Origin of the sequence: Mycolicibacterium palauense, from assembly GCF_002592005.1 — a bacterium.
GTDB classification, from domain to species: domain Bacteria; phylum Actinomycetota; class Actinomycetes; order Mycobacteriales; family Mycobacteriaceae; genus Mycobacterium; species Mycobacterium palauense.
The window spans coordinates 26,170-42,934 of record NZ_NVQF01000052.1; the positions used below are offsets into that span (position 1 = coordinate 26,170).

The following is a 16,765-nucleotide window of genomic DNA, read 5'->3' on the forward strand; positions in this document are numbered from 1 at the left end:
GCTCCATGGCGGTCAAGTGCGGCGTCAAGTATGCGGCGGCCCCAGGGGCGCGGGCTCAGCGCAGATCGCGGCGCCCGAACGCCGCGGCGCCCAGCCCCAGCAGTGCCACGTCGATCGCCAGCAGCCAGATCAGCGGCACGGCGGTGAACGTGCCGGTTCCGACGTGCGGGGTGTGGGCGAACGGACCCAGATCCAGCAGCCACTGCGGTGCACCCGAGAGTGAGCCGAGCATGTAGACGGCGACGAACCCGACCAGCACACCCCAGGCCACCGGCGTGAACCTCGGAGCGACCCCGAACACGGCGACGGTCACGGCGGCCAGCAGCCACACCGCCGGCAGCTGGACGGCGGCCGAGCCCAGCACCCGCGGCAGCACGCCCCCGATATCGCCGGTGGCCGCCCCGTAGGTCAGCCCGGTCACCGCGCCGGCGAGCAGGATCGCGACTGCGGGGCCGCCCAGCGCGAAGACCGCATGGCTTGCCAGCCAACGGCTTCGGGACACCGCCCCGGCCAGCAGTGTCTCCGCGCGGCCACCGGACTCCTCCTGGTGCAGCCGCAGGCTCAGCGAGATGGCGAATGCGGCGGCGACCATGCCCAGCATGGTGAAACTGACGACGATGAAGGCCTGCTCCAGGGCGGAGGTGCCGCCCAGCCGGGCCACGATGTCCCGCGCGGCGGCCGAGTCCGCGATCTGGTCGCCGATCCCGTGCACCACGCTACCGATCATCAGCCCGTAGAGGCACAGCCCGGCCGTCCACAGCAGCAGGGCGCCGCGGTCGAGCCGCCAGGCCAGGCCCAGCACGCCCGAGAGCGCCGGGCCGGCCGAACCGGGCCCGGGCCGGTCGGCGATGAGACCGGCGCCGACGTCGCGCCGGGCCAGCAGCAGATAGGCGAGCGCGGTCAGACCACAGGCGGTGACCAGGTGCAGTGCGAGCACCCACCAGCGTTCCCCGGCGTAGGGCCGCACCAGCAACGACCACCCCAGCGGCGACAGCCACGACACCGTGCCGGATCCGGCGTCGCCGACGGCGCGCACGGCGTAGGCGGCGGCCAGCGCGCCGAACGCCCACCCGCGGCAGGTCCGGGAGTTCGGGGACAGTTGGGCGGCCACGGCGGCCACCGCGGTGAAGACCAGGCCGGAGCCCACCAGGGCCGCGGCGAACGCCAGCGAGCCCGATGCGGGGACGTCGACGGTCAGCAGTCCGGCGAAGCCGATCAGCCCGGTCAGGATCGAGGCACCGGAGGCCAGCAGCAACGCCGCGGTCAGGTTCGCGTATCGGCCGACGGCCGTGGAGTCGATCAGTTCGGCGCGGCCGGACTCCTCCTCGGCGCGGGTGTGCCGGATCACCGTCAGGATCACCGCCACCCCGATCAGCAGATGGAAGATCCCGGCCTTCCAGATGCCGACGGCCCCGAGCGAGTCGTTGTAGACGTTGCCGTACATGGCGCGCTGTGCCGGGCTGGCCATGATCGAGGCGGCCATCGCCGCGCGGTCGGCCGCGGTGGGGTAGACCGCGGCCACACTGCCGATGTAGACGCTGGCCAGCGGTACCGACAGCAGCAGGATCCACAGTGGTGCCACGATCCGGTCCCGGCGCAGATACAGCCGCAGCAAGGACCACGTCCCGGTGAACGCCGAGGACGTCGGCGGGGCCCGGTGCGCCGGCGGGCGGGGACGCTCCAGCACCGCGGTGCTCATGCGCGCACCGCTCGCTCGCGGGCCCTGCCATCGCCCCTGCCGTCCCCGGTGTCAGCTCCGGTGCCTTCTCCGGTGTCTTCTCCGGTGTTGTAGTGGCGCAGGAACAGGTCCTCCAGCGTGGGCGGGCGGCTCACCAGGTCGCGCACCCCGGCGGCACCGAGCACCCTGATCACTTCCCCGAGGCTGGTGCTGTCGACCTGCGCGTGCACGGTGCGTCCGTCGAAGCTGACGTCGTCGACGCCGGGAATCTCGGCCAGACCCACGGGTGGACCGTCGAGGGTGGCCTGGATCGTCGTCCGGCTCAGGTGACGCATCGACTCCAGGGTCCCGCTCTCCACGGTGTGCCCGGCCCGGATGATCGTGATCCGGTCGCAGAGCGCCTCGGTCTCGGCGAGGATGTGGCTGGACAACAGCACCGTGGCGCCGCGGTCCCGGGCCTCGGCCACGCACTGCTGAAAAACGTTCTCCATCAACGGGTCCAGGCCGCTGCTGGGTTCGTCGAGCAGCAGCAGGCGCGCCCGGGAGGCGAACGCCGAGATCAACGACACCTTCTGCCGGTTGCCCTTGGAGTAGGTGCGGGCCTTCTTGTGCGGGTCCAGGTCGAAGCGTTCGACCAGTTCCGCGCGACGCTTCTCGTCCAGCCCGCCCCGCATCCGGCCCAGGAGGTCGATCGTCTCCCCGCCGGTCAGCGACGGCCACAGGGTGACGTCGCCGGGCACATAGGCCAGCTCCCGGTGCAACCGGACGGCGTGGGACCACGGATCCCCGCCCAGCAGCCGGACGTGCCCGGCATCGGCCTTGACCAACCCCAGCAGCACACGGATGGTGGTCGACTTGCCCGCGCCGTTGGGGCCGAGGAAGCCGTGGATCTCGCCCTCGGTGACGGTCATGTCGAAACCGTCGAGCGCGCGTACGGAACCGAAGTTCTTGGTCAGGCCCTGGATGACGATCGGGGTCCGGCTCCGCTCAGACGGCGTGTGCGGGCTCATCGGCTGCTCCTCCGGTGGACGGGGATTCTGGTGGGCCGGCCTGGTCGGTGTCGGCTGGCGCGGTCCCGCCGGCGCCCGGGGGCTGTGGGGCCTCTTGGGCCTCTTGGGCCTGTTGGGCCTGTTGGGCACAGAAGGCCTCGTACATCGTGGCGTCGGTCATCAGGCCCTGGGTGTAGAGCTCCAGGGCCGGCAACACCATCTCCGCGGCGTAGTCGCGCAGCACGGTGCGGACGTCCGACGGGTCCTCGTGCTGCTGCTGGTAGAGCAGAAACGCTCCGGCCCCGGCCAGCGCCAGGAACTTCGCACGGGCCCGCGGGTCGCGGCTGGGCTTGAGGGTGCCCGCGGTCACCCCCTCGTCCAGATACCGCTCGGCGTTGTCGATCATGTGCCGCCACATGGTGCGGGCCAGCTCGCCGCCGGTCTGCAGGCTGCGCACCAGATAGGCCATCACGGTGGCATAGGAGTCGATCTCGGCCATCCGGGCCAGCCACGAGGCCGGGTCGGCGTTGCGCAGGGATTCGCTCTTGGAGTCGGCGATCAGGTCGGCGACGTAGTCGTCGCAGGCCTTGCGCAGCTTCTCCTTGGACCCGAAATGGTGGATGACCAGGCTGGGGCTGACGTCCGCGGCCGTGGCGATCGCGCGGACGGTGACGTTGAACCCGTCGCGGCCGAACAGCTCGAGCGCGCTGTCGCGAATTCGGGCGGTGGCGGTCAGATCATCGACTGAACGCATGTTTAGGACGCTAAACGCGCGTTCAGTGTCGTGTCAAGGGCGTCGTGTCAAGGGCGTCGTGTCACGGGCGCGGTGTCAAGGGCGCCGTGTCAAGGCGCCTGTCAAGGCGCCGGTCAGGGTTCCTGCGGCGGTATCTCCCGCGCGGCGGCCAGGATGCCGTCACCCAACGGGACCAGGACCGGGGTCAGGCGCTCGTCCTCGGCGATCAGCCGGGCGGCCTCCCGCACCGCGGTGACCTCGGCGTCGTGGGCGGCCGGGTCGCCGGCGCGGCCACCGAGGGCGGCCCGGTGCACGACGATCACGCCGCCGGGGCGCAGCAGCCGGATGCCTTCGACCACGAACTCGGGCTGGTCGGCCGGCTCGGCGTCGACGAACACCAGGTCGTAGGACTCGTCGGCCAGCCGGGTCAGCACCTCCTGGGCGCGGCCGCTGATCAGCCGGGTCCGTGACGGCCCGATGCCGCCCTCACCGAAGGCCTGCTTGGCGGTGCGCTGGTGTTCGGGCTCGATGTCGATGGTCGTCAGCACGCCGTCGTCACGCATCCCCGACAGCAGCCACAACCCGCTGACGCCCGCGCCGGTGCCCACCTCGACCACCGCCTTGCCGCCGCTGAGCCTGGCCAGCAGGCTCAGCAGCGCGCCGACGGCCGGTGTCACCGCGCCGGCGCCGATGTCCTCGGCGCGCTCCCGCGCCGCGGCCAGCACGGCGTCCTCGGTGATCGACCCCTCGGCGTGGGCCAGGACCGCCTCGGCGCGGCTCGGCCGGGGCTGAGCCGGGGACTGGGCCGGGGTCTGCTCAGCCGGGGGATCATCAGTTGTGGCCATTCCCGCAGCGTAGAGGCAATGCGTGCGGCGCGGGAGCAGGCGCGCCCGCAAAGGCCCGCCCCGCGGGGCGGCATACCGACCACGATTTCGACCGCGATTCCGACCGCGATTCCGACACGCCCGCCGGTGCGGGCGAACGCCGGCGATTTCGGCCGCATCGTCGCAGCGTGCCGGGGCCCCGCCGGGTTTCTCAGGAAACGTTCAGTTTGCTCATATGCCCAGCACACGCCCATGGACGACGGTATTGCGCATGGATCGCGGCAGTCGGTTTCCCGGGAATAGCTCGCGGCGGGTGGATGTTGCCACAGGCGACGTTCGCGACGATCTGCCGATCCGAAACGGCAGCCCGAGCCAGGAGGACACGACGACCAGCGCAGTGTTCGCGCCCACCACCATGTCGCACCCGGAGCAGCACCATCCCGCCACCGGCTGGGTGGAGACCCCCGACGAGCCGCAGGGCACCGCGGTGTTCGACGCCACCGGGGACAAGTCGGCCATGCCGTCCTGGGACGAGTTGGTGCGCCAGCACGCCGATCGCGTCTACCGGCTCGCCTACCGGCTGTCCGGCAACCAGCACGACGCCGAGGACCTCACGCAGGAGACCTTCATCCGGGTGTTCCGCTCGGTGCAGAACTACCAGCCCGGCACCTTCGAGGGTTGGCTGCACCGCATCACCACCAACCTGTTCCTCGACATGGTGCGCCGGCGTGCCCGCATCCGCATGGAGGCGCTGCCCGAGGATTACGACCGGGTGCCCGCCGACGAGCCCAACCCCGAGCAGATCTTCCACGACTCGCGCCTGGGCGCCGATCTGCAGGCCGCGCTGGATTCACTGGCCCCGGAGTTCCGCGCCGCGGTCGTCCTGTGCGATATCGAGGGATTGTCCTATGAGGAGATCGGCGCGACGCTCGGAGTCAAGCTCGGCACGGTGCGCAGCCGCATCCACCGCGGCCGGCAGGCGATCCGCGACTACCTCGCAGCACATTCACAGGATCACGAAAGCGCGGTCGCTGCGCGCGGTTGACCGTGTTGCCCGCATGTCCGAGGCCGGTTTGCGCGCTACATTCAACAGTGGAGCCGCGCGCACAGGGCCGGTCGCGGGAAGGAGTCGGGTGATGGTGGACCGTGGTCACGTGTTCCGCCGGGCGTTCTCCTGGCTGCCCTCCCAGTTCGCCTCCCAGAGCGATGCCCCGGTGGGGGCGCCGCGCCAGTTCGGGTCCACCGAGCACCTGTCCACCGAGGCCGTGGCCGCCTATGTCGACGGCGAGCTGCGCATGGGGGCCCACATGCGCGCCGCCCATCACCTCTCGCTGTGCGCCGAGTGCGCCGCCGAGGTCGAGGCGCAGCAGCAGGCGCGCACGGCGCTGCGGGACTCCTGTCCCATTCACATCCCCAGTTCGCTGATGGGGTTGCTGTCCCAGATTCCCCACGCGCCGCTGGCGCCCACCGACAACCGGCCGGAGCCCACCGACGACCGGCTCCCCGACGACACCCCGCGGACCCGGCGTCGGCGCCGGTAGGGTGGACGGCGCCGGCTCCGATCCCCATCGACCCGATCACCCGGGTTCGTTGAGCGCGCAAGAAGAGGATGATTTGAGCTCCAACCAGGATGATTTCGGCCCAGGAGGCGGCGGTCCCCGACTGGCGCCGCGTCCCGTGTCCCGACCCCCGGTCGACGACGCATCCCGCCGCACCTTCGGCCGTCCCGCCGGGGTCGACGGGTCCTTCGTCGCCGAGGACCTGCGCCCGAAGCGCTACCGCGACGAATCCGACTTCGTACCCCACGACGAGCCCCGCGACCCCGTTCTGCAGGAGGCCTTCGGCCGGCCGGGCCCCGGCGGGGAGTCCCTGCAGCGGCACCCGGTCGACGCGGGCGCGCTGGAGGCCGAGAAGACCGGCAGCGGACCCGACGAGCCCGACGACCCGTGGCGTGACCCGGAAGCCGCCGCGGCGCTGGGCACCCCGGCGGTGACGGCACCGGAACCCGCGCCCGTCAGCGGCCCCACCGGCAAGCTCGGCGTGCGCGACGTCCTGTTCGGCGGCAAGGTCTCCTACGCCGCGCTGGCGGTGCTCGCGGTGATCGCGTTGGTGATCGGCTTGGCCGGCGGCTGGGTGGGACGCAAGACCGCGGAGGTGGTCGAGGCCTTCACCACCTCGAAGGTCACCCTGGAGACCACCGACAACGGTGCACCGCCCGAGGGGCGCGTCGCGAAGGTCGCCGCCTCGGTCGCCGACTCCGTCGTCACCATCGAGGCCATCAGCGACCAGCAGGGCTCGCAGGGCTCCGGTGTGGTCATCGACGGCGCCGGCTACATCGTCACCAACAATCACGTCATCTCCGACGCCGCCAAGAACCCCGGTCAGTACAAGATGTCGGTGGTGTTCAACGACGGCACCGAGGTGCCGGCCAACCTCGTCGGCCGCGACCCCAAGTCCGACCTGGCCGTTTTGAAGGTGGACAACGTCGACAACCTGCAGGTGGCCCGGCTGGGCAACTCCGACGACGTCCGCGTCGGCGACGAGGTCATCGCCGCGGGCGCCCCGCTGGGGCTGCGCAGCACCGTGACCGCCGGCATCATCAGCGCCCTGCACCGCCCCGTGCCGCTGTCGGGTGACGGCTCGGACACCGACACCGTCATCGACGCCATCCAGACCGACGCCTCGATCAACCACGGCAACTCCGGCGGTCCGCTGATCAACATGGATTCCGAGGTCATCGGCATCAACACCGCCGGCAAGTCGTTATCCGACAGCGCCAGCGGTCTGGGCTTCGCCATCCCGGTCAACGAGGTCAAGGACGTCGCGCAGACACTGATCCGCGACGGCCAGATCGTCCACCCCACGCTGGGGCTGACGACCCGGTCGGTCAGCAACGACGTGGCCTCCGGCGCCCAGGTGGCCAACGTGAAGGCCGGCGGCCCGGCGGAGCGGGCCGGCATCCTGGAGAACGATGTCGTGATCAAGATCGGCGACCGCAGTGTGGCCGACGCCGACGAGTTCGTCGTCGCCGAGCGCCAGCTCAAGGCCGGGGTGGAGGTCCCGATCCAGGTGTTGCGCGAGGGCCGTGAGGTCACCCTCATGGTGACCCCGGAGCCGGGACCCAGCTGAGATGTTCGCCAACGTCGGCTGGGGCGAGATGCTGGTGCTGGTGATCATCGGCCTCGTCGTGCTGGGCCCGGAACGGCTGCCCGGGGCGATCCGCTGGACCGCCGGGAGCCTGCGCCAGGCCCGCGACTACGTCACCGGCGCCACCAGTCAGCTGCGCGAGGAGTTCGGCTCGGACTTCGAGGATCTGCGGGAACCGCTCAGCGAACTGCAGAAACTACGGGGCATGAACCCGCGCACGGCGATCACCAAACACCTGCTCGACGGGGACGACTCGATCTTCACCGGCAAATTCGAGAAGCCCGTCTCGGCGCCCAACCCCGTGCAGGCCGGTACGGACGCAGCGGTCGAGCCCCAGGACACGGTGGTCGCCCCGCCCACCGCGCAGCGCGCGCCCAGCGAGCCGGCCACGCCGGGCCCGACGAAGTTCGACACCGACGCGACCTGAGCGGCGTGACCGGCGGGGTCGCGACCTGAGCGGCGCGACCGGCGCGGCCGCGACCTGAGCGGCGCGACCGGCGGGGTCGCGACCTGAGCGGCGCGACGGGCGGGGTCGCGACCTGAGCGGCGCGACCGGCGGGGTCGCGACCTGAGCGGCGCTAGCGGCGGCTGGTGTCCAGTCCCAGCGACATCCCGGCCAGCCCGCGCCGCCGCGACGACAGCGCATCGGAGATCTTGCGCAACTCCTTGCCGGCGGCCGAGTCCGGCGCGCTGAGCACCAGCGGCACCCCGGAGTCGCCGGCGGTGACCAGCGCCGGATCGAGCGGAACCTGGCCCAGCAGCGGCACCTCGGCGCCGACCGCCAGCGACAACCGCTCGGCGACCTGCGCGCCGCCGCCCTCGCCGAACACCTGCATGGTGGTGCCGTCGGGCAGCACCAGCCCGGACATGTTCTCCACCACACCGACCACCCGCTGGCGGGTCTGCAGGGCGATGGCACCGGCCCGTTCGGCGACCTCGGCGGCGGCCAGCTGCGGTGTGGTCACCACCAGGATCTCCGCGCCGGGGATCAGCTGCGCGACCGAGATCGCGACATCGCCGGTGCCGGGCGGCAGGTCCAGCAGCAGCACGTCCAGATCGCCCCAGTAGACGTCGGCGAGGAACTGCTGCAGGGCGCGGTGCAGCATCGGGCCGCGCCACACCACCGGGGTGTTGCCCTCGGTGAACTGGGCGATGGAGATGACACGCACATCGTGGGCGATGGGCGGCAGGATCATCGACTCGACCTGGGTGGGGCGGTCGGTGGTGCCCATCATCCGCGGCACCGAGTGGCCGTAGATGTCGGCGTCGACCAGCCCGACCGTCAGCCCACGCGCGGCCATCGCGGCGGCCAGGTTGACCGTCACGCTGGACTTGCCGACGCCTCCCTTGCCGGAGGCCACCGCGTAGACGCGGGTCAACGAGCCCGGCTGGGCGAACGGGATGACCGGTTCGGCGGCGTCGCCGCGCAGCTGTTTGCGCAGTTCGGTGCGCTGCTCGTCGCTCATCACGTCGAGGCCGACGGTCACCGGGCCGGTGCCCGGGACATCGGCGACGGCCTGGGCGACGCGGTCGCTGATCTCGGTCTTCTTCGGGCACGCCGCGGTGGTCAGGTAGATCTCGACGTGCACCGCCGAGTCCGGTGCCACCTCGATGTTCTTCACCATGTTGAGTTCGGTGATCGGGCGCCGCAATTCGGGGTCGATCACCTTGCCCAGCGCGGTGCGCACCGCAGTGACCAGATCGGCGGTGGTGTCGGGGGTGTCGGGGCGTTCAGGCATCACCACAGAGTCTAGAGCCGGGCGTGCGGTCCGCCCAAAGGCCCGGAAGCATATCCGCCGGACCCTCTCGCGGTGTGGCGGCGGGGTGCGAGCATCCCGGCAGGGTGCGAACACGACGTTGCGGGTTCCCGATCGGTGCCTCTCCGGCTCTGACTATCGGACATCACTCGAGGGCATCACTCGAGCAATTCGGCCCTGCGATGTTCTTCCCACAGTGCCATCCGGGTGCGTGCCGGTTCTCCGATGGCCTCCATCACGAGCGGGACGAGCAACTCGGTGAGGGCGAATCCGGCAACCATGCTCTGGTAGGTGGTGCCCACGGTGCTCGAGGCAGCGAGGACGACCTGCGCCTCGGGGGCGACCGGGCAGGCGAGGTCATCGGTGATGAGCAGGATCGTGGCTCCGGCCCGGTGCACCCGGGCGGCCAGCTCGGCCGCGCTGCGCTGATAGCGGTGGTAGTCGAACAGCACGAAGACGTCTTTGCGGCCGAGCTCGATCATCGCGCCCAGGTCGCGACCCTCGGGTTCGGCCAACACACGCACATGCGGCCGAAGCTGTTCCAGATGCATGGCCAGATGCATGGCCAGCAGATGGGAGAACCGGCCGCCGTGCAGACACAGCGGACGGCTCGCATCGGCCAGCAGTGCGACCGCCGCTTCCAAGGCCGCCGGAGGAAGCTGGGCCAGGGTCTGCGCGGCCCGATTGTTCTGAGCCTGATTCTGCTGCAGCAGACGGTCGAGCAGCCCGTCGGCGGCCGGTGCGATCGGCAGTCGGGTGATGGGCCCGTTGGACCGCGCGGTCAGCTCGGCGCGCAGCGCCACCTGCAGATCCGCGAATCCCTCGTAGCCGAGGGACTGGGCGAATCTGAGCACCGTGGGCGGGCTCACCTCGGCCCGTTCGGCCAGCCGCGCGGCGCTGGTCAGTCCCGCGCTCGGATAGTCGGCAAGCAAGGCCCGGCCGACTCGTCGTTCGGACTTGCTCAGTGTGGACAGGGCCGCGCCGGTCCGTTCGGCAACGGTGGCACCGGTGCCGGGCGTCCGGTGGTCTTCGCCGGTCATGGTCCTCACTCCTGCATGAGCGGAAGCACCGTCATCGAAAGGTCCTTCACCGCGATCGACACCACACACTCCGGCGGCAGCGGCTCCCACGCCAGGTCGCCGAAGCCGGTGGAACCGACGACGACCACCTTCTCGTGCGGGCGCGCCACCCGCAAGGCGAAGTAGTCCTCGAGGTGCTCGGCCGGCAGGTCGGTGGCGCTGATCTCCTCGATGTCCTCGTCGAGCAGCGCGCTGCGGGCGTGCGCGTGCACGACGACGAGTTGGTCTTCGCCGAGGATCAGCGCGTTGAGGCTGGCCTCCGGATACAGGGCGCGTAACTGTGCGACGGCGCGCCGAACCGCTTCGGCCAGATGCGGTGCGTCGCGGCGGTGTTGGCGGATCACCGCGAAATATCGTTCGCTGTCGGTGGCTCCGCGCAGCGACGCGGCGACGGCGGGTTCGAGCAGGCCGTCCAGCGGGCCCATCGGTTTGATCGAGCCGTTGTGGGCCATGGCCAGGCCGTCGGCGACAAACGGGTGCGAGTTGTGCCGTTCCACGGCGAGCCCGTCGGTCGCCCACCGCAGGTGCACCAGTGCAGAGGCGGCCGCGTCGTCGTGTATGGCTTCGGTGAATTCGGGGTCATGCAGTGCGCTGCGCGCCGACACCCGCGCCAGCGGGGGCGACCCCGCTCCGACCGCCGCGGCGGTACCCCACCCGTCGCCGTGGATTTTGGTGAGGGCGACGAAGTCGGTGAGCACACCGTCGCCCACGGCGTCCGCGACCGTGATCGGGGAAGCGGATACGTAGCCAAGGAGCCGACACATGTACGCATCCTCCGATCCCGGATCTTACGAATCAACCAAAAATCACGAAAAAAATATTTCTGAAACACTTATGACATAGGTTCGCTCCAGACTCGTGGAGGCGAAGGAGGCCAGATGTCGGTGGTGGGCGAAGCCGAGTTGCAGTCCGAGACGAGTGCACTCGCCAGTTGTGTAGATGATCTGCGTGGCAAAGGCGTTGAGCTGGTGGCCGGTTCGATCACGGACCCGGCCGGCGTCACCCGCGCGAAATACGTGCCGCTGCGGCGACTCGGCGACTTCCAGCGCTCGGGTATGGGCGTGTCGCCGTCCTGGAGCGTGTTCTGCGTCGACACCGGTATCGCGTTCACCCCGAGCATCGGCGTCGCCGGCGACCTCAGGATCCGCATCGACCCGGCGGATGTCGAGGTCATCGAGGAAGGTATCGGCTGGGCGCCCGGCAACCTGACCGATCAGGCCGGCGACCCCGCGCCCCTGTGCACGCGTTCCCTGCTGGCGCGTACCGAACGGGCCGCCGCCGACCTGGGCCTGAGCGTGCGCATCGGAGCGGAACTGGAATGCACGATGATCGCGCCCGACGGCAGTCCGGCATCCACCGAGGCGTGGTCGCCCTACGGTGTGCGCACCTCGCTGGACCGCTCGGCGTTCCTGGTCGACCTGGCCGCCACCGCAGAACGCGCCGGTCTGAGCATCGAGCAGATCCACACCGAATACGGTCACGACCAGCTCGAGGTCTCCCTGGCCCCGGCGACACCGGTCGCGGCGGCCGACGCCGTGATCCGTGCGCGGATCGTCCTCGGGCGGGCGGCGTCGCGGCACGGGTTACGAATCTCTTTCGCGCCGGTGCCTTTTGACGGCATCGCCGGCAATGGAGCGCACCTGCACCTGTCGCTGGCCGACGAGCAGGGCCCGTTGCTGTCCGGTGGCAGCGGACCGTACGGCATCCGCCCCGGAGGCGGTGCGGCCATCGCCGGTGTGCTCGCCGCACTGCCCGACCTGATTGGCGTCTACGCGGGCTCCGCGCTGTCAGCGCTGCGGCTCAAACCGGGCAACTGGGCCGGAGCCGCGGCGTGCTGGGGACTGGAGAACCGCGAGGCGGCGCTGCGATTCATCGCGGCCACGCCCGGCAGTCCGCATGGCGCCAACGCGGAACTGAAACTGATCGACCCGAGCGCAAACCCCTACCTGGCCGCCGCGGCGCTACTGGGCAGCGCGCTGCGCGGCCTCCGGGCGAGTCTCGACCTCCCCGAGGAGATTCCCGAGAATCCGGCGCACTCGTCGGCGAACCCGCCGCCACTGCCGACCGCGCAGGCCGAGGCGATCGACGTGCTGGCGCATTCCGACCTGGCCGCCGAGCTGCTGACCCCCGCGATCGTCGAGGCGGTTGTTGCGGTGCGCCGCCACGAACTGAGCACCTACGGCGATCGCTCGCCGACCGAGATCACCCAGGCGCTGCGCCTGGCGTGGAGTTGTTGACCCACCGCAAAGGAGTACACCGATGAGTACAAGCACGTCGTCGGCCGCCCCGTCAGAGGATGCCGGTCAGTTGCCACACCGCCGCCTGCCGTTCTGGGTGGCTCTGGCGATGTCGGTGGCCCTGGTCGGACCGACACTCGCGATGTCGGGGAATGGCCAGGGCCTGATCGGCACTGTCGGCAAGGCCATCCCGCTGGTATTCCTGATCGGGCTGGTCGGCGTGTCGCTCGTCGGGTACAGCTTCGTCCGGCTGACCCGGCATCTCAACCACGCCGGATCGGCGTACGGACTGGTCGGTGGCACCATCGGCCCGCGGGCCGGGTTCTTCTCCGGGTTCGCCATGCTCGGTGCCTACGTGGGGTTCGCCATCGGCACGCTTGCGCTGACGTCCGCGTTCGTCAACGCGTTTATCGCCCAGCTGCAACCCGACAATCCCAATCCCTACCAGGTGCCCTGGTTGGTGGTGGTCGTAGTTGGCGCGGTCCTCTCGTTCCTGCTGGGCGGTCGCGATGTCAGGTTATTGGCCAAGGTCCTGCTCGGGATCGAGGGCATCGGCATCCTGGCGATGATCGTGCTCGTGGTCGTCATTTTCGCCAAGGGCGGCGCTCCGGCCACCGGTGTCGACTTCAGTGTGTTCACTTTCGACGGTGTCTCGGCCTCGGCGGTGCTCAGCGCTGTGGTCGCGGCGTTCCTGTCCTGGGCGGGTTTCGAGGCGTGCGCATCGATGGGTGAGGAGACCGACAACCCCGGCCGCAACATCCCCCGGGCGCTCGGCGGGACGCTGCTTCTCACCGGCGTGCTGTTTGTCGTGGTGATGTTCGCCCAGGTCATCGGCTTCGGAACCGACTCGGCGGGCCTCGAGGCGTTCCAGAGTTCGGGAAACACCCTGGGCGACCTGGGGAGCACCTACATCGGGCAGTGGTTCTCGCTGCTGATCATCTTCACCGCCACCGTCGCAGCGTTCGGTTGTCATCTGGCCACCTCGGCCACCTCGGGCCGGATGCTGTACGCCTTCGGCCGAGACGGGTTCGGCCCCAGGGCGCTGGCACAGATCCATGAGAGCACGGGCGGCCCGCGCCTGGCCACCTGGGTGGTGGTCGGGGTGGCGCTGGTCGTCAACCTGATCTGCGGGGCGGCCGGCTGGCCCGATATGGGCACCGGCAACGACGCCATCGACACGTACTTCCTGTTCGCCGTCGCCGGGTCCGTGTGCCTGATGGTGTGTTACCTGCTGGTCGAACTGGCTGCCGCGTGGTTCGTCGGTGCGCCCAAGTTCCTTGGTGTGCACGGTGGCAAGGACAAGATCCCTGGTCTGGTCCTGCCACTGGCCGGAGCCGTGGTGATCGCGGTGGTGCTGTGGTTCAACGTCAAGGATGCCACCGAGTGGACCGCTGCGCCGCTGCTCGGGCTGTATTGGTGCGCAGTCGGATTGGTGATCGCGCTGGCGGCGTCCGGTATCGCCAAACGGGTCGGTGAATCGCTGACCGCTGAACTCGCCAACACGCCGCCGGTGCAGTGAGCACGCTGTATCAGCGCGATGAGGCCGTCATCGCGGGCATCGAGAAGTTGCGCTTCTTCCCCCTGGAGGTTCGCTCGGGACTCGGCTCGACGTTGGTCTCGACCGACGGCCGCGAATTGCTCGACCTGTCGGCGACGTGGACGGCGAGTGGGCTGGGCCATGGTCACCCCGCTGTCGTCGAGGCCGTCAGCCGCGCCATCCGGTCCGCCCCGGGCGCCGGCGGGCTCTCCGCCGTGCATCCCGATTCGGTGGGTTTGGCCGAGGATCTGTTGGCGCTGGTGCCCGGTGTGGGTGAGCGACGGGTCTACCTCGGTCATGCGGGTTCGGATGCCAATGACGTGGCCCTGCGGGCGTGCCGGCACGCCACCGGGCGCCGCACCGTCATTGCCTTCGAGCACAGCTACCACGGTGGTGTCGGCGTCGCGATGGGGGTGTCCGGTGTGCATGTGGACGCCGGAGTCCGGCCCGACCCCGATGCGGTGTTCCTGCCGTACCCCAACCCGTACCGCCCCGACGACGGTGACGTCCGGGCCGACGTCGCCCGTTGCCTGGAACTGGCCGAGCAGCATCTCGCGGGCGGCACGATCGCCTGTGTGATCGTGGAACCGATCCTGTCCGACGGCGGGCTGATCGTGCCGCCCGACGGGTTCCTGGCCAAGCTGCATGCGCTGTGTCGGCGCCACGATGTCCCGATGATCTGCGACGAGGTCAAGATGGGGTTGGGCAGGCCGGGCACCTTGCATGCGTTCGAGCATGACGGCGTGGTACCCGACATCGTCACCTTCGGCAAGGTGCTCGGCGGCGGGCTGCCGCTCTCGGCGGCCGTGGGTCCCGCCGAGATGCTCGACCATCCGCCCGCCGCGGCACTGCTGACGACGGCCGGAAACCCGGTGTCCACCGCGGCTGGTCGGGCGGTGCTGGCCACCATTGTTGGCGACGACCTACCCCAGCGTGCCGCGAAGGTGGGTGCGCTGCTTGCCCAGGGCCTGCACGCGTTGAACGACGAACACATCGGGGATGTCCGCGGCCGCGGTCTGGCCATCGGACTGGAACTCATCGACCCCGGTACCGGCGAGCGCAACCCGCAACTGGCCGCCGAGGTGGTCTACCGTGCGTGGCAGCTGGGTGCGGTCGTCTACTACGTCGGCGGCAACGTCCTGGAGATCACGCCACCGCTGGTGATCACCGAAGCGGAGGCCGGCCGTGCGGTCGAGATCATAGGCGCCGCCATCGCCGACGCGGTCGCGGGCCGAGTGAACAGCGAGGAGGTCGCACGCTATGCGGGCTGGTGAGTTGCCGGACGTTTTCGCCGGGGTCCACGACGAGGTGCCCGACGCTCTGGCCGAGCACCTGAGCGCCGTCGCCCCGATCGACCACCATGTCCACGGCAGTTTCAACCGGACGGTCGACCGTGCCGGATTCGAGGCCGCCATCAACGAGGCATCCACCGATCCGATCCCGGTCTTCATGACGCAGTTCGATTCTCCGTTGGGCCTTTCCATCCGGCGGTGGTGCGCCCCGCTGCTGGGACTCGAGCCGCTGGCCGGCGCGGCGGAATACTGGGCGCGTCGCAGCGAATTCAGCCCCGACGACTTGGCCCGCATCATGCTGCCCGCGGCCAAGGTGTCCCGCTGGGTCGTCGACACCGGGTTCAAGGGCGACCTCATCACCACCCCCCAACAGCTCACCGAGCTCAGCGATGTGCCCTCGTCGGAGATCCTGCGGCTCGAACGGCTCACCGAGGATCTGCTGGAGCGGGGCACCGCGCCGGAGGACTTTCCCGCGGCGTTCCGCGCGGCGTTGGAGTCGGCGGTCGGTGATCCCGCTGTGGTGGGCACCAAGACGATTGCGGCCTATCGGATCGGCTTCGACGTCGACTGGTCCCGCCCGACCGATGCCGAGGTGGTCAGCCATGCCCGTGAACTGGCCGCCCGGGCGCAGCCGCTGCGGGTCGACAGTGCGGTGCTGATCGCATTCGGGGTGCACGAGGCGGCCGCCCACGGTCTGCCCGTCCAGGTTCATGTCGGGTTCGGCGACCGCGATCTGGATCTGCACCGCGCCGACCCGATGCTGCTGTTACCGCTGTTGCGCTCGATGGCCCCCGTGCCGACGCTGCTGTTGCACTGCTATCCGTTCCAGCGCAACGCGGGCTACCTGGCCCAGGCTTTCGATCACGTGAATTTCGACGTGGGCCTGGCGATCAACTACCTGGGTGTCCGATCGACAGGGTTGGTGGCCGAGGCGTTGGAGACCGCTCCGTTTGCCAAACAGCTGTACTCCTCGGATGCCTTCGGACCACCCGAGCTGCATGTACTGGGTTCGATCCTGTGGCGCCGCGCCATGGGACAGGTGCTGGGCGCCTGGGTGCGGGCCAGTGACTGCACCACCGACGACGCGATCCGGATCGTCGACATGGTGGCGGTGCACAACGCCGAGCGGGTCTACGGCCTCTGACCAGGCCTCTGACCAGGCCTCTGACCAGGCCTCTGATCAGGCGTCCGAGTAGAGCGCGGTCGGTCACCGTTGACGGTTCCGGCTGCGGAGGTGCCCGCGCGCTGCATTCCGGGCGGGGCCGTTCTAGGGCTGCTGGGGCTCCGTGGGACCCGGGGCCGGCCCCAGCAGCCCTAGAACGGCCCCCCCCGGAATGCAACGCGCGGACACCTCTCGTCTCTTATACACATCTCCCAGCCCACGAGACCGTGGCCTCTCCCTTAATCCGTCTTCTGCCCGAAACATCATATCCTCTCCATTCTTCTCTCTTTCTAACACCACCTCCCCCTACACACTACTGGCAACCTACAT

General features: G+C 70.0%; 15 protein-coding genes. 8 read left to right on the top strand and 7 right to left on the bottom strand.

All coding sequences use genetic code 11. The annotated features are described in order from the left end of the window. Window positions 1-55: 55 nt before the first annotated feature. The 4 genes from CSR00_RS19190 to CSR00_RS19205 all read right to left on the bottom strand — a co-directional run bounded on the left by CSR00_RS19190 (window position 56) and on the right by CSR00_RS19205 (window position 4,245). Window positions 56-1,699 carry an ABC transporter permease gene (locus tag CSR00_RS19190; protein WP_099024016.1) on the bottom strand — a complete coding sequence of 548 codons (1,644 nt, stop codon included), beginning with the start codon at window positions 1,697-1,699 and terminating at the stop codon, window positions 56-58. Further along, a complete protein-coding gene (locus tag CSR00_RS19195; protein ID WP_099024017.1) occupies window positions 1,696-2,688 on the bottom strand; it encodes an ABC transporter ATP-binding protein in 993 nt (330 codons plus the stop codon). The genes CSR00_RS19190 and CSR00_RS19195 overlap by 4 nt, the downstream gene beginning before the upstream one ends. Continuing rightward, window positions 2,666-3,421, bottom strand: a complete 756-nt coding sequence (locus tag CSR00_RS19200; RefSeq protein WP_099024018.1) for a TetR/AcrR family transcriptional regulator — start codon at window positions 3,419-3,421, stop codon at window positions 2,666-2,668. The genes CSR00_RS19195 and CSR00_RS19200 overlap by 23 nt, the downstream gene beginning before the upstream one ends. A gap of 113 nt (window positions 3,422-3,534) precedes the next feature. Further along, window positions 3,535-4,245 carry an O-methyltransferase gene (locus CSR00_RS19205; RefSeq protein ID WP_099024019.1) on the bottom strand — a complete coding sequence of 237 codons (711 nt, stop codon included), beginning with the start codon at window positions 4,243-4,245 and terminating at the stop codon, window positions 3,535-3,537. 250 nt (window positions 4,246-4,495) lie between these two features. Between CSR00_RS19205 and sigE the strand changes: the two genes are divergently transcribed. From sigE to tatB, 4 genes are all read left to right on the top strand, one after another. Then, window positions 4,496-5,269 (top strand): RNA polymerase sigma factor SigE, encoded by a 774-nt coding sequence (gene sigE, locus CSR00_RS19210; protein ID WP_099024020.1) that lies wholly within the window; start codon window positions 4,496-4,498, stop codon window positions 5,267-5,269. A gap of 91 nt (window positions 5,270-5,360) precedes the next feature. Then, window positions 5,361-5,765 (top strand): anti-sigma E factor RseA, encoded by a 405-nt coding sequence (gene rseA / locus CSR00_RS19215; protein ID WP_099024032.1) that lies wholly within the window; start codon window positions 5,361-5,363, stop codon window positions 5,763-5,765. A 73-nt stretch (window positions 5,766-5,838) separates the two neighbouring features. Beyond that, window positions 5,839-7,353, top strand: a complete 1,515-nt coding sequence (gene htrA, locus CSR00_RS19220) for a serine protease HtrA (protein WP_099024033.1) — start codon at window positions 5,839-5,841, stop codon at window positions 7,351-7,353. Window position 7,354: 1 nt separating this feature from the next. Next, window positions 7,355-7,798, top strand: a complete 444-nt coding sequence (gene tatB / locus CSR00_RS19225; RefSeq protein ID WP_099024021.1) for a Sec-independent protein translocase protein TatB — start codon at window positions 7,355-7,357, stop codon at window positions 7,796-7,798. Window positions 7,799-7,949: 151 nt separating this feature from the next. Here tatB and CSR00_RS19230 read toward each other — a convergent pair whose 3' ends face one another. The 3 genes from CSR00_RS19230 to CSR00_RS19240 all read right to left on the bottom strand — a co-directional run bounded on the left by CSR00_RS19230 (window position 7,950) and on the right by CSR00_RS19240 (window position 10,971). Further along, window positions 7,950-9,110: an Mrp/NBP35 family ATP-binding protein gene (locus tag CSR00_RS19230; protein ID WP_099024034.1), complete on the bottom strand. Its 1,161-nt coding sequence runs from the start codon at window positions 9,108-9,110 to the stop codon at window positions 7,950-7,952. Window positions 9,111-9,286: 176 nt separating this feature from the next. Continuing rightward, window positions 9,287-10,168 carry a MurR/RpiR family transcriptional regulator gene (locus tag CSR00_RS19235; protein ID WP_099024022.1) on the bottom strand — a complete coding sequence of 294 codons (882 nt, stop codon included), beginning with the start codon at window positions 10,166-10,168 and terminating at the stop codon, window positions 9,287-9,289. Between the two features lie 5 nt (window positions 10,169-10,173). Further along, entirely contained in the window at window positions 10,174-10,971 is a 798-nt protein-coding gene (locus CSR00_RS19240; RefSeq protein WP_099024023.1) for a class II glutamine amidotransferase, read from the bottom strand. A gap of 114 nt (window positions 10,972-11,085) precedes the next feature. On the opposite strand from CSR00_RS19240, the gene CSR00_RS19245 reads away from it, so the two are divergent. From CSR00_RS19245 to CSR00_RS19260, 4 genes are read left to right on the top strand one after another with little or no spacing between them, the layout of a single operon-like run. Continuing rightward, window positions 11,086-12,444 carry a type I glutamate--ammonia ligase gene (locus CSR00_RS19245; protein WP_099024024.1) on the top strand — a complete coding sequence of 453 codons (1,359 nt, stop codon included), beginning with the start codon at window positions 11,086-11,088 and terminating at the stop codon, window positions 12,442-12,444. Between the two features lie 22 nt (window positions 12,445-12,466). Further along, complete coding sequence (locus tag CSR00_RS19250) at window positions 12,467-13,963, top strand: APC family permease (RefSeq protein WP_099024025.1); 1,497 nt, start codon at window positions 12,467-12,469, stop codon at window positions 13,961-13,963. Continuing rightward, complete coding sequence (locus CSR00_RS19255) at window positions 13,960-15,255, top strand: aspartate aminotransferase family protein (protein WP_099024026.1); 1,296 nt, start codon at window positions 13,960-13,962, stop codon at window positions 15,253-15,255. The genes CSR00_RS19250 and CSR00_RS19255 overlap by 4 nt, the downstream gene beginning before the upstream one ends. Next, complete coding sequence (locus CSR00_RS19260) at window positions 15,242-16,417, top strand: amidohydrolase family protein (RefSeq protein WP_099024027.1); 1,176 nt, start codon at window positions 15,242-15,244, stop codon at window positions 16,415-16,417. The genes CSR00_RS19255 and CSR00_RS19260 overlap by 14 nt, the downstream gene beginning before the upstream one ends. Window positions 16,418-16,765 lie beyond the last annotated feature (348 nt).